The organism is Chitinophaga sp. W2I13, from assembly GCF_050434005.1.
In the GTDB taxonomy this organism is placed as follows: Bacteria; Bacteroidota; Bacteroidia; order Chitinophagales; family Chitinophagaceae; genus Chitinophaga.
The window spans coordinates 1,078,165-1,098,033 of sequence record NZ_JBNPWD010000001.1; the positions used below are offsets into that span (position 1 = coordinate 1,078,165).

A 19,869-nucleotide genomic window follows, 5' to 3' on the forward strand; every position below is an offset into this window, starting at 1 on the left:
TTAATTACAACCTTTAAACACCACTGATACACGTTAATATACTGTTTATCAATAAATTACAAGATTTTAATAACGATGCCCAACAGTCAAAGTGATGCTTTATTCATATTAATAAAAACCTTAACAAAAGCCGAAAAACGCAATTTTCAGTTGGCGTTTAACAAAAACAACACCAAGGAAGATGTACTTTTTATCCAATTGTTCACCACGCTGGACAAAATGAAAGAGTACGATGAAGAGCAGATACTGAAGAAAATAACGGATATTAAAAAGCAGCAGCTATCGAATGTAAAAGCACATCTTTACAAGCACCTGTTATCCAGTTTGCGGCAGCTATATAAACAAAAGGACCCGTTGATCGACCTGCGCGAGCAGCTGGACCATGCGCGGGTGCTGTATAATAAAGGGCTGTACAACCAGAGCCTGAAGATACTGGCCAAAGCCAAAACGATGGCGCAGGAACAGGAAGAGGTAATGCTGACCTATGAAATTGTGGAGTTTGAAAAGCTGATTGAATCGCGGCATATTACGCGAAGCCTGGAAAACCGGGCGGAAGTGCTGAGTGCCGAGTCCAGGCAGATAGAACAGCAGCTCACCAATATCAGCCGCCTGTCTACCCTTTCCCTGCGGATGTATGGCCTTTACCTCAAGCTGGGCCACGCGCGCAATGAGCGGGATGCCGAAATGGTAAAGTCTTTTTTTGAAAGCCAGCTGCCGCCCTTGCAGCATGTGCATATGAGCTTTTACGAAAAAGTGTACATGTACCAGGCATCGAGCTGGTACTACTATATTCTGCAGGACTTCGTGATGTATTACCGATATACGCAGAAATGGGTGGACCTGTTTCGCAAATACCCGTCCCTGCAGCAAACGGATATGGATCTGTATATTAAAGCGCAGCATAATTTACTGACCGCGCATTTTTATACTTCGAATTTTGAAAAGTTCAAAACAGCCCTGCAGGACCTGGAAGAATTTATCCGGGACAACCAGGATAATTTCCACGAAAACACCCGCACCTCTGCTTTTGTATACCTGTATACCGCCAAAATAAACCGTTATTTCCTGGAAGGCACGTTCAGCCAGGGTTTGGAAATGGTGCCGGAACTCGAAACAGAGATCACCAGGCATACCCTGAAAATAGACCAGCACCGGGTGCTGGTATTTTACTATAAGATTGCCTGTTTATATTTTGGTAGCGGTGACAACAACAAAGCCATTGTTTATCTTAATAAAATTATCAATTTAAAAATTGGTAACCTGCGGGCAGATATCCAGTGTTTTGCCCGTATCCTGCACCTCATTGCACATTACGAACTGGAGAATTACAGCCTGGTGGAATACCTGATCAAATCTGTTTACCATTTCATTTCAAAACATAAGGATCTTGGTTTGGTGATGGAAGAAATCATGAAATTCCTCCGCCGTTATATTTATGCCAATCCCAAAGCATTACGTAATGCGTTCGTAGACCTGAAAGACCGGCTGGAACAGATCTCCGAAGATCCGTACGAACGCCGTTCCTTCCTTTACCTGGACATTATTTCCTGGCTGGAAAGTAAGATTGAGAGCATACCGGTGCAGGAAGTTATTCACCGGAAATTTGTGAATAAGGAAAAACGCATTTAAATAAAACCGACGAGCATATGTCTGCTGACAAACAGTATCATTTCATTGCCATTTCCGGCAGTTTACGGAAAGGCTCTTACAACACGATGGCGCTGAAAGCGCTGCAAAAACTGTGTCCTTCAAACATCACGGTGGAGCAGGTATTTTTCGACAAGATCCCGATGTACAATGCCGACCTGCATACCGAGCAATTGCCGGAAGAAGTAGTGCCGCTGGTGCATAAAATTAAGGAATCGGATGGCGTGATCATCGTTTCACCGGAATACAACTACTCTATACCCGGCGCCCTGAAAAACGCGATAGACGTGGTTTCCAGGCACCCCGATAAACCCTTCAGCGAAAAGGCAGTGGCTATTATGGGCGCCTCGCAGGGCCAGATCGGTACTGCCAGGATGCAGTATCATTTACGGCAGGTGATGGTATTCCTGAATGCGTTTGTGATCAACAAACCGGAGATCATGATTGGCAATGCCCAGCATAAGTTTGATACCGATGGTAACCTGACAGATGAACTGGTGATTAAGCAAATCCCTCAGTTGTTGCTTTCACTGGCACGGCTGAGCGACAAAATGGGTCATGATCCTGCTTCTATATAAGGTTCATAGCTGCGGTATTTTGTAAAAAAGATAATGGCCGATGCTGTCTGTAACAACAGTACAGCCGGCCATTCATAATGTCCGAGCACCATGAACAGCACAATGAAAGAAGTGAGCATGGTATAACGTACATGCACCTCCGGATTCATTTTAGGGAAAAACAATAGGGTACGGAACAGGATCATTAATGATAATGCCGTGCAGAATACCGTTATCAGTCCCCATGGCGTTGTTTTCGTATATGCATTAACGGTAATGATGATCATCTCCGGTAAAAAAGTAATCACATATACCCCCACCAGCCGCATATAGTGGCTGAATAAATTAACAGGAAGATTCTCCATGAAATTGAGGTACGTATCATCAAACGCGCGATGATGCACCATCAGCTGCATGTGTGTAAGCACGCTGATCATAACACCCAGCTGTAGTCCGCGGAGATCGAAATAATCACCTCTCGTCATAATGAGAAATGTGAGCCACAGCACTCCTGCGGAAAACAGTTTGGTGCTCACAATCCGGCGTGGAAAATTAGTAAACAGTTCATACAGGAAAAATAATACCGGCGGCTTTGTGAAGTGCCGGTTGATCCAGCGTTGCAGGTGGCCTGTAAAAAAGATGACATCGGGTTGTTCCAGTTTTCTTTCATATAACGTTAACGGCCATATGCAATTGGCAATATTAACAACCGTGATGATCACCGCCTGTACATAATATTCCTGTTGGATCGCAATAACGAGTGCAATGGCCACATATACGAGTACCGGCATATAAATGGCCGTATGGAGCCGCAGCCAGATAACACGGCGGGTTGGTTTATCGATGCTGCCCATGGTGGGATAAAGGAAATCATATCCCTGCAGCTGAAATGTTTTCAGCATGAAGCCCACGCATTTGAGCGCGTAGGACGTCCATAGCAGGAGCACCAGGAACAGGAACGTATAATTGCCCAGGAAGCCCAGCATCAATCCTTTGTGATAGGCGAGCAGGTTGGCGCCGTTTACCACGCCGAACAGCAAATAAAACAGTACCAGGAAAAAGCCCGTATTCTGAATATAGAACCGTTGTGTGAATATTTTGCTAAGTATTGCCGTGGTGGTACGCATATCAGCTGAGCGTAATGTTTTTATGAGCTACTTTCAGTGTGCCCGTTACCGTTAATTCTTCCTCATCCAGCGGCTGGTGGGAAGTGATACAAAAAGAAACGCCTTTGGCGCTGTACTCCCGGATCAGGTCGTACAAAACGGCCAATGCGCGGGTATCGATGGTGATAAGGGGTTCATCCAGCAGGATGAGGGCCGGGTTACCGGTAAAGGCCAGCAGCAGGGATAATTTCTTCAGCATGCCGCTCGAATAGCTGCTTACCGGGTTATTCACAAAGATATGCACACCCAGTTTTTCACTGATGGCCCGGATGTCTCCGGTGTTCCCTCCTTTGGTGTTGAGGTAAAGCTCCAGTAAATCGCGGCCGGTGAGAAAAGAAGGGTAAAGCGGTTCCGCTTCCGCGTAGTTGATCAGGCGGCGGAACTGTACCGGGTGTTCCCGGCTGCTCACCTTTCCCTGCAGCAGTATTTCCCCTTTGAAGGGGATTAAGCCTGCCATGACCTTCATGCAGGTGGTTTTGCCGGCGCCATTCTCCCCCTGCAGCCAGTAAATGCCGGCGGGCAGCTCCAGCCGGGCAATATCCAGGACAGGTACATCCTGGTAGTTCTTCTTAACCGCATGAAGGGCTATAACCGGTTCGGGCATATGAAAAGACTTAAAAGTGTAAATATGAAAAATTATCGCATATATATCTATGGAAGGTCCTCTTTTTAACAAAAATTTTCCGGGTACATTTTTATACTGATCATCATTCATTTAGCCGTAACAGTTAAAAAAACAATTATATAAGCCAGATTTTTGCATGGCCCTTTTCACATGCTAATCATATTACATATGCACAAAGTGCAAAACGCGTGAAACACGCATTGCCACTATACTTTCATTAAAGTTGTATATCTTTTCCACACCTGTTGAAAACTATATCGGGCATGCCTTACCCGGATGCTTACATTTGTAATCCTGAGCGTATGGATTTTAGGAAGCAGAGATGTTGAAATCGGATTGTGGGAAAGAGAAGTGAAGATTTCGGTATGCTGACCCCAAAAGAAAAACCAAAAACCTTCGACAGTACCCATAAAATAATTAAAGATGAGTAACGAGAATGAAATTCTTTTAAAAGAGAACAAGGACCGTTTTGTGCTATTGCCGATCAAATACCCAAAAATCTGGGAGCAATACAAAAAGCATGAGGCCAGTTTCTGGACAGCAGAAGAAATAGATTTAAGCAGTGATCTTAAGGATTGGGCAGGCCTGAATGATGGCGAACGTCATTTTATCTCTCACGTACTGGCATTTTTCGCCGCCAGTGACGGGATCGTAAATGAGAACCTGGCAGTAAACTTTATGAGTGAAGTACAGATCCCGGAAGCCCGGTGTTTTTACGGCTTCCAGATCATGATGGAAAACATCCACTCTGAAACATATGCATTGCTGATAGACACCTACGTAAAAGACGGCACAGAAAAAGACCGTTTGTTCCACGCTATCGACACCGTACCTGCGGTAAAGAAAAAAGCGGAATGGGCATTGCGCTGGATTGAAAATGGCAACTTCGCCGAACGCCTGGTGGCATTTGCTGCTGTAGAAGGTATCTTCTTCAGCGGTAGTTTCTGCTCCATTTTCTGGTTGAAGAAAAGAGGGCTGATGCCGGGCTTAACCTTCTCCAACGAACTGATCAGCCGCGATGAGGGCCTGCACTGCGAATTCGCGTGCCTGCTTTACAGCATGCTGGAAAACAAACTGAGTGAAGAACAGGTACACGGCATCATCCGCGATGCAGTGAGCTATGAAAAAGAATTTATCACAGAAGCCCTGCCGGTTGGACTGATCGGCATGAACGCCGAACTGATGTCGCAATACATCGAATTTGTGGCAGACAGATGGATCGGTGAACTGGGCTATAACAAGATATTTAATGCGTCTAATCCTTTTGACTTCATGGAAATGATTTCCTTACAGGGTAAGACCAACTTCTTTGAAAAACGTGTGGGAGATTACCAGAAATCCGGCGTAATGGGTGGTACAAAAGAATCACAGACATTCAGCCTGGAAGAAGATTTTTAAAACATTTTGAATTACTAACCTCTTAAATTCGCAAACCCATGTTCGTAATCAAAAGAGATGGAAGGAAAGAAGCAGTGAAGTTCGATAAAATCACTGCGCGTATTGAAAAACTATGCTATGGTTTCAATACAGAATATGTAGATGCCATAGATGTAGCGAAAAAAGTGATACAAGGTTTGTATGATGGTGTAACCACCAGCGAACTCGACAACCTGGCTGCCGAAACGGCCGCTTCCCTTACTACAAAGCACCCTGACTATGCACTGCTGGCTTCCCGCATAGCAGTAAGCAACCTGCATAAGAATACCATCAAGTCGTTTTCCAAAACGATGAAGAAACTGTATGATTATATTGATCCCAAAACCGGCAAAAACGCAGCGCTGCTGTCTGACGACGTTTGGGAAATCATCCGGAAAAATGCAGAAATCCTGGATTCCAGCATCATCTACGACCGCGACTTTGCCTTTGACTATTTCGGGTTCAAAACACTGGAACGTTCTTACCTGCTGAAAACAGACGGTAAAGTGCAGGAACGCCCCCAGCATATGCTGATGCGCGTATCTGTTGGCATTCACAAAGAAGACATCGAGTCTGCCATCAAAACATACAACCTGATGAGTGAGCGCTGGTTTACACATGCCACGCCTACCCTGTTCAACGCAGGCACTCCAAAACCACAGATGTCTTCCTGTTTCCTGCTCACCATGCAGGACGACAGCATCGAAGGCATTTACGATACCCTGAAACAAACGGCCAAAATTTCACAGAGCGCCGGTGGTATCGGTTTAAGCATTCATAATATCCGCGCTACAGGATCTTACATCAGCGGTACCAATGGTACTTCCAATGGTATTATCCCAATGCTGCGCGTATTCAACGATACAGCACGCTACGTGGATCAGGGTGGTGGCAAACGCAAAGGCGCTTTCGCTATCTACCTGGAACCATGGCACGCCGACATCTACGAATTCCTGGACCTGCGCAAGAACCACGGTAAAGAAGAAATGCGCGCCCGCGACCTGTTCTACGCCCTCTGGATGCCAGACCTGTTTATGAAACGCGTGGAATCCAACGGCGACTGGTCGTTGTTCTGCCCGCACGAAGCACCAGGACTGCACGAATGCTGGGGTGATGAATTTGAAGCCCTGTACGCCAAATACGAACAGGAAGGACGCGCCCGTAAAACAGTAAAAGCACAGGATCTCTGGTTTGCCATCCTCGATGCGCAAATAGAAACCGGTAACCCCTACCTGCTGTATAAAGATGCTGCCAACCGCAAATCCAACCAGCAAAACCTGGGTACCATCAAGAGTTCCAACCTCTGCACTGAAATCATCGAGTATACTGATGCAGATGAAGTGGCCGTTTGTAACCTGGCCTCCCTGGCGCTGCCCCGCTTTGTAATTGATGGTAAATTTGATCACCAGAAATTATTCGAGGTAACCTACCAGGCTACCCTGAACCTCAACAAGATCATCGATAACAACTACTACCCTATTGAAGAGGCCAGACGCAGCAACATGCGCCACCGCCCTGTAGGACTGGGTGTACAAGGTCTTGCTGATGCGTTTATCCTGATGCGTTATCCATTTGAAAGCGACGAAGCTAAAAAACTGAACAGCGAAATATTTGAAACTATTTACTTCGCAGGGTTAACCGCTTCCAACGATCTCGCAAAAGTAGACGGCGCCTACGAAACCTTTAAAGGCTCCCCTGCCTCCAAAGGTATCCTCCAGTTTGATATGTGGGATGTGAAACCTTCCGCACGCTGGGACTGGGAAAGCCTGAAAAAATCTATCGTGAAAGATGGTATCCGCAACTCCCTGCTGCTGGCGCCAATGCCTACCGCTTCCACTTCACAGATCCTCGGCAACAACGAGTGCTTTGAACCATACACTTCCAACATCTACACCCGTCGTGTACTGAGCGGTGAGTTTGTGGTGGTAAACAAACACCTGCTGAAAGACCTGGTAGAACTGGGACTGTGGGATAATGATATGAAAACAAAGATTATTTCACACAATGGTTCTATCCAGAACATTGCTGAAATACCTGCAAATATTAAAGAACTGTACAAAACAGTTTGGGAAATCAAACAACGTAACCTCATTGATATGGCGGCTGACCGCGGAGCTTTCATCTGCCAGTCACAATCACTGAACCTGTTCGTTGACACCCCTACTACCGGTAAACTTACCTCCATGCACTTCTACGCCTGGAAGAAAGGTCTGAAAACCGGTATGTACTACCTGCGTACTCAGGCAGCCACCCAGGCTGTTCAGTTTACTGTAGAGAAACAAGGCGGTCAGCAAATCCAGCCAGTAGTTGCTACCGGCGGCGACAGCGCGGCAGAAGAAATGGTGGTGGGTGCAGTTTGCACCATGGAAGAAGGTTGCGTTACCTGCAGTGCATAAGGGTTTATGTAAGTATAAATGCGAATCCCTGGTCAAATGGCCAGGGATTTTTTTGTGCAATAACTTTACCTAATACCGTTTTCCCGGCTTCGTGGTACAAAACTCCTTACGCGCAATCTGTTTAATAAACGTTTCAGGCGTGGTTCCCAGGTAATGCTGAAAATCTTTGATCAGGTGACTCTGATCATGATACCCAAAGTCGTGGATCAGATCAAACCAGTCGATCGAATCCGCGGTATTGTGTTCTATGCTGCTGATCACCTGCTTGAAGCGCAGAAACCGCAGCATTTCTTTGGGGGAATAACCAACATATTTCTTAAACCGCATCTGCACCGTGCGTTCGGAGAGGTCTGCATCTGCAGCAATGGCTTTCGCCGGCTGGATAAGCGGATCATTAAAATAATCAGCGCCGTTTAAAAGCGGCAGCGCCCCTTCCTCCGCCACATGCGTAGCGGTGGAGATATAATCCTTTAGAATGTCTACTCTTTCTGCTGAAGAAGGCGTTCTTTTCAATACTTCCCATAATTCATGTGCAGATGCCTCCTCCATGAAATCCCCGGGGTGATGGAGCTGTTCACTATTCAGTGCATCTACCGGCACCTGGAACAGCCGGTAAAAACCATCCAGGTTGAATACCACGGCCAACAGGTCTGTTTCCGGCAGCAATTCGTAGTTCAACATCTTCCTTAAAGGGCCCAAAACAGCCACTTTATCTATCTGCATATCATCCAGCGGGGTGGCGGCAAAAGAGAACCTGACAGGGGCGCCAAAATTGAACAGCCACATCATTTCATAGTTGGGCGAAAGGTGCGCGGTAGTAGTAACGAAATCCCGGCCGGATTGCATCACGTAAAAATGCTTCACGATATCCGACAACGGCGGCGAAACTTCGAAATGTGTACCGGCTAATGCCATAAGGAGCGGTTAATTTTCTTCATCCAGATCGTGTGCCTTGAATCCCCATTCCGTCAGTAAAGTCTGATACTGTTCTTCCGGCAATCCCTGTTTGCTATAATGCCCTGCAATGGTTTTCTGACGCATGGCCTCATAAATACTCACTGCGCAGGCTACCGAAATATTCAGGGAACGGATAATACCCATCTGGGGAATAATAAAATTTCCGTCTGCCATTGCCCTGGCGGCATCACTCACGCCGTTCTGTTCATTCCCAAAAACCAATGCTACAGAGCCACTGAAATCAATATCATAAAGACTCACCGCATCTGCGGCGAGATGTGTCGTTAATATTTTGTCATATTTGCTGCGCAATACGGCAAAACAATCTGCCGCATTATCAAAATCATGTATGGTGAGCCACTGTTTGGCACTGCTACTGCTTCTGTGGCCCCAGTTCTTTATCCGCGGCGCTTTTGATGTGATGATATAAATATCCTGTATTCCTACGGCATCGCATGTACGCATCACCGCCGACACATTATGAGGGTCCTGTACATCCTCCAGCACTACGGTTAAATTAGCCTGCCGTTTGCCCAATACAGATAATAATTTTTCTCTTCTTTCCGGTGTCATACGCTGATTATTGCCGCTAAAATACGAAATAGTGCAGAGATGGTCCTGCACCCACATTTCCTCGTTTACACATTATGCTTATCTTCACCCCCAAAATATAGATAACCTATGCTCAAAAAGATCCTGAAAATTGTGGGTATCACAATGGTGGTCTTGATACTGGCCGCTATTGCCATCCCCTATTTCTTTAAAGACAAAATAATAGCGAAAGTAAAAACAGAACTGAATAAACAGCTGACCGCCAAAGTAGATTTTAAAGATGTGGATATCAGCTTATTCCGCCACTTCCCCCGTCTGGCCGTTGGCCTGGAAGACCTGCAGGTGATCGGCACCGGTGAATTTGCTGCCGATACCCTTCTTTCTGTAAAACAAATAGACATAGCCCTCAACCTGATGAGTGTGATCAAGGGAGATAAAATGGACATCTACAACATTGCACTCTTACAGCCACGCATACACGCTATTGTTAATAAAGATGGCGTACCCAACTGGGATATAATCATGAAGCCTGATACCGCCGCCGTAAGTCCTGCCGACACCGGTAAAAGCAGCTTCTCACTCAGTTTACAGCAATATAAAATCGAAGATGCCTGGGTGAATTACGACGACCGCCAGGGCAACATGGAATTACTCGTTACAGGCCTGAACCACCAGGGCAAGGGCGATTTTACACAAGACCAGTTCCTCCTGCAAACCAGTACCACCGCCGGCGGCATTACCTTCCGGTATGGCCCCGTTCCTTATTTGTCGCAGGTAAAAACCACCCTGGATGCCGCTATCCAGGTGGATAATAACACCAACACCTATACGTTTAAAGATGGCAAAGCCTCTCTCAACAACCTGGAACTGGCGCTGCAAGGGTTCTTTAAGCTGGTAAATGATTCTACCTATGGTATGGATATGAGCTTTAAAGCGCCTTCCACCAATTTTAAAGACCTGTTGTCTTTAATACCTGCTGTTTATAAAACAGATTTCGATAAGATAAAAACCAGTGGTACCGCCGCTTTTGGCGGGTTCGTAAAAGGCAATTATTCTCCTGTGCAAATGCCTGCGTTTGGACTGGACCTGGCCGTAAAAGATGGTTTCTTCCAATATCCTGATCTTCCAAAACCGGTAAAAAATATCCAGATTGCCATGAAGATCAGCAATCCCGATGGTGTACCGGATCATACCGTGATAGATATGCCCACCGGCCACCTGGAAATGGATAACACGCCGCTGGACCTGCGCATGCTCATTAAAACACCGGTATCTGATATGTATGTAGACGCAGCTGCCAAAGGCAAACTGGATCTTTCTAAAATCACCCAGTTTGTAAAACTCGAAGCCGGCACCAATTTATCCGGCCTGCTGGATGCCGACATCAGCGCCAAAGGCAACATGAGCGCTATCGAAAAACAACAGTACGATCGCTTCTATGCCGCCGGCACACTGCAACTGAGCAATATGCTCTACAAAAGCAAAGATTATCCCGATGGTGTAAAAGTGAATAATCTCTTCTTGCAGTTCAACCCTAAAAACGTGACGGTGAAAGACCTTAACGGTCAATACCTGGGTACCAACTTTGAAGCCAACGGAGAAGTGAATAACCTGCTCGCCTATACGTTTAAAAACGAGCCGCTGGACGGACAAATGAATTTCAAAGCAGATGAAATCAACCTCGACAAATGGATGGGCACCACCAGCACCACTTCCACCGATCCCGCCACTGCAAAAAAGGATTCCGCTGCCGCTACCCCATTTGCCGTACCAGCTAACCTGAACTTAGGATTGCAGGCCAATGTGAATAAGATCCACTACGATAAAGCCGATCTTACCAATGTATCCGGCAAGCTGCTGGTAAAAGATGAAACAGTAACCATGCAGCAGCTGAAAGCCAATGCCCTGCAGGGTACTATGGAAATAAACGGCAGCTACAGCACCAAAGCCAGCAAAACAAATCCCGATATCAACCTGGCCTACGACGTGCAAAACCTGGATGTGCAACAAACATTCAACACCTTCAATACCGTACAGAAATTAATGCCAATCGGCAAATTCCTTTCCGGTAAAATTACCTCGCAGTTAACGATGCATGGTAAACTGGGAAAGGATATGTCGCCCGATCTGAGTACGCTTACGGGAGATGGCAACCTGCTGCTTGTACAAGGATTCCTGAAACAGTTTGCCCCAATTGACCAGCTGGCCAACACCCTTAATGTAACACAGCTGAAAGATCTTTCGCTGCGTGACATTAAAAACTATTTCTCTTTTGAAAACGGACGTGTTAAAGTAAACCCGTTCAAAGTAACGGTGAATGGTATACGAATGGATATCGCCGGTTCGCACGGCTTTGACCAGTCGCTCGATTACACACTGCAGCTGGCACTGCCACGCAGCATGATGGGCACTGCCGGCAACACGCTGGTGAACAACCTGGCGTCGCAGGCACAAAGCAAAGGCATCCCCATTAACCTGGGCGACAGCGTTCACCTGCAGGTATTAATGGCCGGAAACATTCTCAAGCCGAGCGTAAAAACCGACCTGCGTGAAACGGCTAACAACCTCAAATCACAGGCAACAGAACTGGTAAAGAACAAGATCGACACCGTAAAAAATACGGTAAAGGATAGTCTTAACCAGATCAAAAATACCGCTGTCAATTCCCTGAAAAATCAACTCAAAGATCAACTCAGCGGAAAGAAGGATTCTACCAAACCCGCCACGGGCAAACCACTGGACAACGTAGGCAAACAAGCCGGCGAATCCGTGAAAAACACGCTGAACGGCCTGTTCGGCAAGAAGAAACCGGCGGCGGATACCACGAAGCACTGACGCGGAGGTTGTCTTTCCCGCTGATTACGCTGATTTTGTTGATTACTTTGATTTTACTTTTTTGATTTTATAAGGATTTGGGGAGATGTAAGCGGATATTTTCGCTTATATCTCCCCAAATCCTTTATAAAATCCTTTATAAAATCCAAAAAGTAAAATCAAAGTAATCAACAAAATCAGCGTAATCAGCGGGAAAGACAAAATCCGCCTTTTTTACGTAACTTATGGTAACCAAAACCCCGGACCATGTGGTTACGTTTCTTACATTCCACTTATTGTAATCCAGCTATTTTTGCGGGCATCATCTTTTATCTCATGGGGTATTTCATACACCGTTTCCCGCCTAAAAGCCCCAAATCCTGGTATGGTTACCGCAGCGTATTGTCTACCAAAACGCCTGAAATGTGGCGCTCTGCCAATGAATATGCCGCATATATTTCGCGGCGTGTGGGCGTGATACTGGTGGTTAGCGGCATTGCATGCGCACTTCTTTTTCAGCGCCAGTCCGATTGGTTCTGGTATATCACGGTGGGCGCTGTAGTAGCAGGGACTATGTACCTGGTAGGAGATACTGAATGGGAATTAACCCGTCACTTCGACAAAGACGGCAAACGTATCCTTCCGGAATAAAACAAAGAAGGCGCTGCTTTCGCAACGCCTCTTCGTGTATGTACAATTATAAACCCTTCTCTTTTTATTACAATCTGCCCTGCACATCGTGCTCCGGTACAGACTGATAATTTTCTTTCATCTTACGGAGCTTCTCTTTGCCGTAAGCCAAACGGGTGATCACCACGTACAGCACCGGCACTATAAAGATGGCCAGGAAGGTGGCGGTAAACATACCACCCAATACGGTCCAGCCCATTGTTTTACGCGCTTCCGCACCTGCGCCGGATGAAAATACCAGCGGCAGGATACCCAGCAGGAAGGCCAGGGAAGTCATGATAATAGGGCGTAAACGCAGCTTCGCTGCTTCCACCGCCGCTGTTACCAGGTCCATGCCCTTATCCACACGCTCCTTCGCAAATTCCACGATCAGGATCGCATTCTTGGCTGACAAACCTATCAGCGTGATCAAACCGATCTGTGCGTATACGTTGTTGCTCAGCTTCGGCAGGAAGGTAAGCACCGTAATGGCCCCAAAGGCGCCAATAGGCACCGCCAGGAGTACCGAGAATGGTACGGACCAGCTCTCGTACAATGCGGCCAGGAACAGGAACACAAAGATGATAGACAGCGCAAAGATGTACACCGTTTTGGAACCCGACAGGAGTTCCTCGCGGCTCAAACCGGAGAACTCATAACCATATCCATCCGGCAGGGTTTGCGCCGCCACTTCTTTCAGCGCATTGATGGCGTCACCACTACTGTATCCCGGAGCCGGGTTACCATTTATTTCCGCAGAGCGGAACAGGTTATAGTGTGAAATTACCGGGGCACTTTCTATCACCTTATAAGAAGTAAGAGAACTCAGTGGCACCATAGAACCGGCTGCATTGCGTACAAATAACTGGCTCAGGTTTTTGATATCTCCACGATAACTGGAATCCGCCTGCGTTACCACGCGGAAGTTACGGCCATAGATGGTGAAGTCGTTGATATAAGCACTACCCATGTATGTTTGCAATGCAGTAGCAATATCAGATATCTTCACCCCCATTTTCTTCGCCTTCTCACGGTCGATGTCCAGCTGGTAGCCGGGCGTGCGTGCGGTGAAGAAGGAGAATGCCTTGGCTATTTCAGGGCGTTTGTTGGCGGCGGCCAGGAAGTTCTGTAATACCCCTTCAAACGCTTTCACTTCGCCGCTTCCTTTTTGCTCCAGTATAAATGAGAACCCTGCGGTAGATCCCAGACCCGGAATGGCCGGAGGCGGAATTACCACTACGTTTGCTTCTTTGTATTTCGATAGCTTTTTCTGCAGCGCAGCTACCAGTCCGAAAACCTGCAGGGAATCCGGCTTGCGTTCATCCCAGGGCTTCAGCTGACAAAAGATAGTCGCACTGTTTGATTTAGTGGCAAAGTTTACCACGTTCAAACCGCCGAGCGCTGCATAGTGGGCAATACCTTCGGTGTTGTCCAGGTCTTTCATCATTTGCTGCATGACAGCCAGCGTACGTTCTGTAGAAGAAGATTCGGGCAGATCGAAGGTGATGTAAATACGTCCGTCATCTTCCGTAGGAATGAACCCGGTGGGCTTGGCTTTGAATAACATCATTGTTCCCACAAAAATGCAGATCAGGATGACAACTACAAAGCGGAAGTAGCGGATACTTTTCTTAACCCCCATCGAATAACGGGAAGTAGTATGCCCGAACCAGCGGTTGAATTTAAAGAAGAACTTGTTCAGACCTTTTGAATCTTTATCCAGGTGCATTGGTTTCAGCAGCAGGATACACAACGCCGGTGTTAATGACAAGGCTACAAAAGCAGAGATCATTACCGAAATGGCGATGGTGATCGCAAACTGCTGATACAGGCGGCCTACGATACCAGGTATAAACCCTACCGGCACAAACACCGCCGCGAGGATCAGTGCAATCGCAATTACCGGCCCGGATATTTCCTTCATGGCCATTGCAGTAGCGTCTCTCGGCGACATTTTCTCATGGTCAATATTATGCTGCACTGCTTCCACCACCACAATGGCATCATCCACCACGATACCAATGGCCAGTACGAAACCGAACAAAGTAAGGGTGTTGATGGTAAATCCAAGCGGGATGAAGAAGATAAATGTGGCGATAATGGATACCGGGATAGCCAATACCGGGATCAGGGTAGCGCGCCAGCTCTGTAAGAACAGGAACACCACGATCACTACCAGTATCAGCGCTTCCACGAGTGTGTGCAATACTTCCTCTATGGATACTTTTACTACAGATACGGATTCAAATGGCACTACATATTCCACATCGTTTGGAAACTGCTTCTTCAGTTCTTCCATTGCTGCCGTAACATTCTTCGCTGTTTCAATCGCATTGCTTCCCGGCGCCTGGTAAACCAGCAGGTAGGCTGCACGCTTGCCATCCACAAAGTTGTTACCCGCGTAGTTGAATTTGCCTAACTGCACACGGGCTACATCTTTCAGGTATACCAGCGTTCCGTCTGACGGACGTGTTTTAATGATCACATTTCCAAATTCCTCAGGGGTGGATAAACGTCCTTTGGTGAAGATGTTGTATTCAAAGGTTTGCCCGGTTTGTTGCGGCGGCGCACCCACGGAACCTGCGGTGATCTGCGCATTCTGTTCTGCCAGCGCTGCGCGTATATCCTCGGCAGTTACGCCCATTTCTGCGAGCTTATCGGGCTTCAGCCAGATACGCATACTGAAATCATCTGCACGGGTAAAGATATCACCCACACCTTTGGCCCTGAGCAACGCATCTTTTACATATACGTTGGTGTAGTTATCCAGGAAGGTAATATCGTGTGTGCCTTTGGGTGAGTACAAAGCTACCAGCATGAGAATGCTGGGATTACGCTTTCTAACGGTTAAGCCCAAACGCTGTACTTCCTGTGGCAGGGTAGGCTGCGCAATACCCACGCGGTTTTGCACATCCAGTGCGGCGATGTTGATGTCGGTACCTACTTCAAAGTTTACCGTCATACTCATCTGACCACTGCTGGTGTTGTTGGTGTTGATATAGGTCATGCCCGGCGTACCATTTACCTGTACTTCCACTGGCGTGGCCACTGTTTGTTCTACCGTTTGCGCATCCGCACCGGTATAGGTACCTGTTACCTGCACAGTGGGGGGTGAAATTTCCGGATACTGGCCAATGGCCAGGTTCATCATCGCCAATATCCCCACCAGCACCAGTACTATAGATATTACTATAGCCGTTACGGGTCGTTTTATAAAAGTATCTGCAATCATGATCTTCTGCTGTTGATTCTACTGATAAACTATTTCTTCGCAGGCGCGCCTGTTGTTGCGGCTGGTATTCCTATCTGTATCTTGCCGCCATCACGTAAACGCTGGAAGCCTTCTGTAATCACTTTATCGCCGGCCTGTATACCGTCCATGATCACGATCCTGTCGCCGATTCTTGGTCCGAGATGTACTTTTTGCTGGGCTGCCACAGAATCTTTTGCGATGAATACAAAGTATTCACCCATCTGCTCGGTGATCGCTTTGTAAGGAATGATCAGCCTTTCGCCGGATTGTTCGTTCAACACACGCAATACGCAGCTCATACCATCTTTCAGGCGGTCGTCGGGGTTACTGAATTCGATACGCACGCGAATAGTACCGGTCTGGTTATCCACGCCGCGGTCGATAGCCAGGATCTTACCGGCATGAACGAACTCTGTGCCATCGGACAACTGCAAACGGAAGGTGGAGTCGCTGGCTTTGCTGCCCTGCATGGCGGCAAAACGGGAGATATCATTTTCCGTTACCACGAAATCAACACCTATCGGGTTTTCGCTGGAGATGGTATTCAGGAGGGTTGTACCAGGGCTTACCTGTGCGCCCAGCTTTACTTGTGAGATACCGATACGCCCGGTAAACGGCGCTTTGATCAGGGAATAATCCAGGTCAGTACGCACAGCAGACAGGTTGGCTTCTGCGGCAGCCAGCTGGCTGCGGGAAGTTTCCAGCGTCGCTTTCGCATTATCCAATATCTGACGGGCCACCGCATCCTGCTCTGCCAGTCGCTGGTAACGGTCGTCATCTTTTTTTGCTCTCTCAAAGGTGGCTCTTGCGCTGGCCACATTTGCCTGCGCCTGCAGATAAGCCGCTTCATATTTACGGCGGTCTATTTCATACAGGGTCTTTCCTTTCTGCACCACTTCACCTTCTTTAAAAAAGATCCCGGTAATAAACCCTGACACCTGGGAACGCAGTTCCACCTGGTTCAACGCTACTACTGTGGCGGGATATTTATCGTAATAAACGGCCGGTGCTACGGATGCCTCCGCAATATTTACCGGTGTAGGGGGCACAGCAGGCGCTCCTTTCTGGGCAGGACCTTTACAGGCAGTAAAGCCCAGGATACTGGCAGCGCTGATTAAGACAATGTTGTTCATTTTTTTCATATCCGTTCCGGTTACCATTTAATAATTAGCGGTTAAGGTTCCTAATGCTTTTTGCAGGTCTATCCGGCTGGACAGCACCTGGTACATGGAATTATAAAAATTCAGTTGCGCAGTGCGCAGTTCTGTTTCAGACACCAGTACATCGAGGTAAGTTTTAATTCCTTCTTTATACTGCAGTTGTAACATATCGTATACATCCTGTGCCATCTGTACATTTTCTTTCAATGTGAGATAGTCGTTATAATTACTTTTATATGCAGCCATTGCCTGTGCGTACTGCGAATTAATTTGGCTTCTTAAAGCCGCGAAATCCCATTGTGTACGCTGGATCTGGAGTTCTGCCATGCGAATGTTATGCACTCTCTTTCCTCCCTGGAAAATGGGTAAAGATAATTTCAATCCAAGTAAAGAGTTGGGGAAATTCTCACTGTATAACTTGCCAAATTGCTCATTCTGGTAAGCAAAAGAGTAGTTAATAAAAGCAGATACGGTGGGCAGGTAACTCCATTTATTGTATTTCAGGTTAGCCTGCAGTAAGCTTTGCTGTGTTTCGAGTAACTGGTATTCAATGCGGTTTTTATAATCGGCTGTCAGCAGGGTGTCCGCCCCTGTTACCTCTGCTGCTACGGAAACGGAATCGGCTGTCAGTGGCACATCGCCGCCGTTCAGCGGATATCCCATCAGTTCCTTCAGGTAAGCCTGTTTGGAGGTGAGCAGTTCACGCGCGGCTTTTTGTTGTGCGCGGGCATTGTTCAGCGAAATGGTAGCGCGCTTGGCATCCGTTTTATCCACAATACCGCTGGCGTATTGGTTATTCGCGTCTCTGAGGCTGCGTTCCAGGCGGATAATGTCTTCACTCAATACCTTGATCTGCTGTGTAGTGAGGAGTACGTCGTAGTAAGCCTTGCTCACATCTGCCACCAGGTCTATCTGGTTGCGTGCTGTGGTCTGATGGCTTTGTTTCCGTACATCCCTTGCCGTATTAGTGGCCAGTAAGAGATCGCGGGTAAAGAGGTTCTGATTCAGTCCGAACTGCGCGGTAGAGGTATTGGCCACGCCTACTTTGGTAGGATTACCACCAAAAATGGAAGTGGGCAGTTCCAGGTAATGCTGGATATTATAATCCAGGTTGATCTGTGGATACCAGTCGGCCAGCTTACTTTTCACTGTTCTGTCGGTAATCGCTTCATCGATGCGCGATTGCCTGATGACCGGCTGATGGGAAAGGGCATACCGCACACATTCCTGCAGGGTAGCGCTGGTTAACAGAGAGTCCGTAGATTGCTGTGCAAATACCTGCGGGGATATAAATAATCCGCACGCCACAGCTAACAAATAAAATGCTCTTTTCATAAAAGGCTTTTGACATTCAGTTCATCATTGTACCAATCGAAAGAAAATAATGTATACCAGCAAGCGGTTGATTTCTTTCATGGCATGGCATTATCATCCCGTATTTGTTGCAGCGCTGTACGCACTCCAACATTTTTAATTGCCGCAAAAACATGTTAAGCTGTAATCATTACAGCAAACAGGTAGGTCGATAAGAGAGTTGCGAATTCAAAATCATCTGAAACTTTATCAGCACGGTTTCCAGGATGGTTTCAGGTATCTGAATACAACGTATAACAGCGAAGTAGGTGAACAACAAAATGATTCTGTTGCTTAGGTAAAACGAATTCGGGCGCTAAGATAACGCTATGAAAACGAAAATCCACCCTTTTGGGTGGATTTTAACAATTAAGTGAAAATCAGTTCCGGTCATCCTTTATTACGACCGCTGACAATATGTTTCTCTGCGTGATAAGATGATCTTACTAACGGTCCTGACTCTACGTAGTCGAGTCCCATATTGTAACCTATCTCGCGTAATTCGGCAAATTCATCAGGATGCACGAAGCGGGCAACAGGCAGGTGTTTTGGAGTAGGCTGGAGATACTGGCCCAGCGTTACCACATCACAACCGTTGTCGTACAGGTCCTGCATGGCCTGTACCACTTCTTCTTTTGTTTCGCCCAAACCGAGCATGATACCGCTCTTCGTGCGCATGCCACCTTCTTTCAGGCGACGGATCACTTCCAGGCTACGGTGATATTTGGCTTGTATCCTTACCTGTTTGGTTAAACGTTCTACGGTTTCCAGGTTATGTGATACAATTTCGGGCGCCACATCGATAATGCGCTGGAGATTTTCCCATTGGCCGCGGAAGTCCGGGATAAGGGTTTCCATGGTGGTTTCCGGGTTCAATGCCCTTACGGCATTGATGGTGTTGGCCCAGATAATGGAACCGCCATCTTTCAGTTCATCCCTGTCCACAGAGGTGATAACGGCATGTTTTACTTTCATCAGGTAAATGGCTTCGGCCACACGCTGTGGTTCATCAAAATCCACTGCCTCCGGCCGACCGGTGGCTACAGCGCAAAAACCGCAGCTACGGGTACAGATATTTCCCAGGATCATGAAAGTAGCGGTACCGGCTCCCCAGCACTCGCCCATATTAGGGCAGTTACCACTTTCGCAGATCGTATGTAATTTATGGGTATCTACCAGGTTTCTAACCTGTTTATAATTCTCGCCTATGGGTAATTTAACGCGCAGCCAGTCTGGCTTTTTTACTCTTGTTGTAGCCGGTTCGGCGGCTATTACGGGTAGTTCTTGCATCGCTTATTCCTTTC

General features: G+C 47.1%; 14 protein-coding genes. 6 read left to right on the plus strand and 8 right to left on the minus strand.

Translation table 11 applies throughout. The annotated features are described in order from the left end of the window. The first annotated feature begins 150 nt into the window (after nucleotides 1–150). Nucleotides 151–1,629 carry a hypothetical protein gene (locus QFZ48_RS04325; RefSeq protein WP_429045466.1) on the plus strand — a complete coding sequence of 493 codons (1,479 nt, stop codon included), beginning with the start codon at nucleotides 151–153 and terminating at the stop codon, nucleotides 1,627–1,629. Between the two features lie 17 nt (nucleotides 1,630–1,646). Next, nucleotides 1,647–2,225, plus strand: coding sequence for an NADPH-dependent FMN reductase (locus tag QFZ48_RS04330; RefSeq protein ID WP_429045465.1), 579 nt, complete (start codon nucleotides 1,647–1,649; stop codon nucleotides 2,223–2,225). On the opposite strand, the gene QFZ48_RS04335 is transcribed toward QFZ48_RS04330, so the two are convergent. Then, complete coding sequence (locus tag QFZ48_RS04335; RefSeq protein ID WP_429061281.1) at nucleotides 2,204–3,331, minus strand: hypothetical protein; 1,128 nt, start codon at nucleotides 3,329–3,331, stop codon at nucleotides 2,204–2,206. The two genes, QFZ48_RS04330 and QFZ48_RS04335, sit on opposite strands and share 22 nt — an antisense overlap. A gap of 1 nt (nucleotide 3,332) precedes the next feature. Next, nucleotides 3,333–3,974 carry an ABC transporter ATP-binding protein gene (locus tag QFZ48_RS04340; RefSeq protein WP_429045461.1) on the minus strand — a complete coding sequence of 214 codons (642 nt, stop codon included), beginning with the start codon at nucleotides 3,972–3,974 and terminating at the stop codon, nucleotides 3,333–3,335. Nucleotides 3,975–4,418: 444 nt separating this feature from the next. On the opposite strand from QFZ48_RS04340, the gene QFZ48_RS04345 reads away from it, so the two are divergent. Together QFZ48_RS04345 and QFZ48_RS04350 are read left to right on the plus strand one after the other, a co-directional pair. After that, nucleotides 4,419–5,393, plus strand: coding sequence for a ribonucleoside-diphosphate reductase small subunit (locus QFZ48_RS04345; protein WP_429045459.1), 975 nt, complete (start codon nucleotides 4,419–4,421; stop codon nucleotides 5,391–5,393). A 38-nt stretch (nucleotides 5,394–5,431) separates the two neighbouring features. Then, nucleotides 5,432–7,807 carry a ribonucleoside-diphosphate reductase subunit alpha gene (locus QFZ48_RS04350; protein ID WP_429045457.1) on the plus strand — a complete coding sequence of 792 codons (2,376 nt, stop codon included), beginning with the start codon at nucleotides 5,432–5,434 and terminating at the stop codon, nucleotides 7,805–7,807. A 69-nt stretch (nucleotides 7,808–7,876) separates the two neighbouring features. Here the strand turns inward: QFZ48_RS04350 and QFZ48_RS04355 are convergent, their stop codons facing one another. Together QFZ48_RS04355 and QFZ48_RS04360 are read right to left on the minus strand one after the other, a co-directional pair. Continuing rightward, nucleotides 7,877–8,722, minus strand: a complete 846-nt coding sequence (locus QFZ48_RS04355; RefSeq protein WP_429061283.1) for a helix-turn-helix domain-containing protein — start codon at nucleotides 8,720–8,722, stop codon at nucleotides 7,877–7,879. A 9-nt stretch (nucleotides 8,723–8,731) separates the two neighbouring features. Continuing rightward, entirely contained in the window at nucleotides 8,732–9,394 is a 663-nt protein-coding gene (locus tag QFZ48_RS04360; RefSeq protein ID WP_429045453.1) for a TrmH family RNA methyltransferase, read from the minus strand. Nucleotides 9,395–9,445: 51 nt separating this feature from the next. Here QFZ48_RS04360 and QFZ48_RS04365 point away from each other — a divergent pair, with 51 nt between their 5' ends. After that, nucleotides 9,446–12,151, plus strand: a complete 2,706-nt coding sequence (locus QFZ48_RS04365) for an AsmA family protein (protein WP_429061285.1) — start codon at nucleotides 9,446–9,448, stop codon at nucleotides 12,149–12,151. Nucleotides 12,152–12,397: 246 nt separating this feature from the next. After that, nucleotides 12,398–12,781, plus strand: a complete 384-nt coding sequence (locus QFZ48_RS04370) for an SdpI family protein (RefSeq protein WP_429045450.1) — start codon at nucleotides 12,398–12,400, stop codon at nucleotides 12,779–12,781. Nucleotides 12,782–12,848: 67 nt separating this feature from the next. Here the strand turns inward: QFZ48_RS04370 and QFZ48_RS04375 are convergent, their stop codons facing one another. From QFZ48_RS04375 to lipA, 4 genes are all read right to left on the minus strand, one after another. Beyond that, nucleotides 12,849–16,031, minus strand: a complete 3,183-nt coding sequence (locus QFZ48_RS04375) for an efflux RND transporter permease subunit (protein WP_429045448.1) — start codon at nucleotides 16,029–16,031, stop codon at nucleotides 12,849–12,851. Nucleotides 16,032–16,060: 29 nt separating this feature from the next. Continuing rightward, nucleotides 16,061–17,194 (minus strand): efflux RND transporter periplasmic adaptor subunit, encoded by a 1,134-nt coding sequence (locus QFZ48_RS04380; RefSeq protein WP_429045447.1) that lies wholly within the window; start codon nucleotides 17,192–17,194, stop codon nucleotides 16,061–16,063. Between the two features lie 18 nt (nucleotides 17,195–17,212). Continuing rightward, nucleotides 17,213–18,547 carry a TolC family protein gene (locus QFZ48_RS04385; RefSeq protein ID WP_429061287.1) on the minus strand — a complete coding sequence of 445 codons (1,335 nt, stop codon included), beginning with the start codon at nucleotides 18,545–18,547 and terminating at the stop codon, nucleotides 17,213–17,215. 408 nt (nucleotides 18,548–18,955) lie between these two features. Further along, nucleotides 18,956–19,855, minus strand: a complete 900-nt coding sequence (gene lipA, locus QFZ48_RS04390) for a lipoyl synthase (protein WP_079468971.1) — start codon at nucleotides 19,853–19,855, stop codon at nucleotides 18,956–18,958. Between the last annotated feature and the right edge of the window lie 14 nt (nucleotides 19,856–19,869).

Excerpts from the sequence above, each read along its gene's own strand:
- QFZ48_RS04360 (WP_429045453.1), bottom strand. The coding sequence starts at position 9,394 with ATGTGGGTGCAGGACCATCTCTGCACTATTTCGTATTTTAGCGGCAAT.
- QFZ48_RS04350 (WP_429045457.1), top strand. The coding sequence starts at position 5,432 with ATGTTCGTAATCAAAAGAGATGGAAGGAAAGAAGCAGTGAAGTTCGAT.
- QFZ48_RS04370 (WP_429045450.1), top strand. The coding sequence starts at position 12,398 with ATGTGGTTACGTTTCTTACATTCCACTTATTGTAATCCAGCTATTTTT.
- QFZ48_RS04365 (WP_429061285.1), top strand. The coding sequence starts at position 9,446 with ATGCTCAAAAAGATCCTGAAAATTGTGGGTATCACAATGGTGGTCTTG.
- QFZ48_RS04330 (WP_429045465.1), top strand. The coding sequence starts at position 1,647 with ATGTCTGCTGACAAACAGTATCATTTCATTGCCATTTCCGGCAGTTTA.
- QFZ48_RS04340 (WP_429045461.1), bottom strand. The coding sequence starts at position 3,974 with ATGCCCGAACCGGTTATAGCCCTTCATGCGGTTAAGAAGAACTACCAG.
- lipA (WP_079468971.1), bottom strand. The coding sequence starts at position 19,855 with ATGCAAGAACTACCCGTAATAGCCGCCGAACCGGCTACAACAAGAGTA.
- QFZ48_RS04355 (WP_429061283.1), bottom strand. The coding sequence starts at position 8,722 with ATGGCATTAGCCGGTACACATTTCGAAGTTTCGCCGCCGTTGTCGGAT.
- QFZ48_RS04380 (WP_429045447.1), bottom strand. The coding sequence starts at position 17,194 with ATGAAAAAAATGAACAACATTGTCTTAATCAGCGCTGCCAGTATCCTG.
- QFZ48_RS04385 (WP_429061287.1), bottom strand. The coding sequence starts at position 18,547 with ATGAAAAGAGCATTTTATTTGTTAGCTGTGGCGTGCGGATTATTTATA.
- QFZ48_RS04335 (WP_429061281.1), bottom strand. The coding sequence starts at position 3,331 with ATGCGTACCACCACGGCAATACTTAGCAAAATATTCACACAACGGTTC.
- QFZ48_RS04345 (WP_429045459.1), top strand. The coding sequence starts at position 4,419 with ATGAGTAACGAGAATGAAATTCTTTTAAAAGAGAACAAGGACCGTTTT.
- QFZ48_RS04375 (WP_429045448.1), bottom strand. The coding sequence starts at position 16,031 with ATGATTGCAGATACTTTTATAAAACGACCCGTAACGGCTATAGTAATA.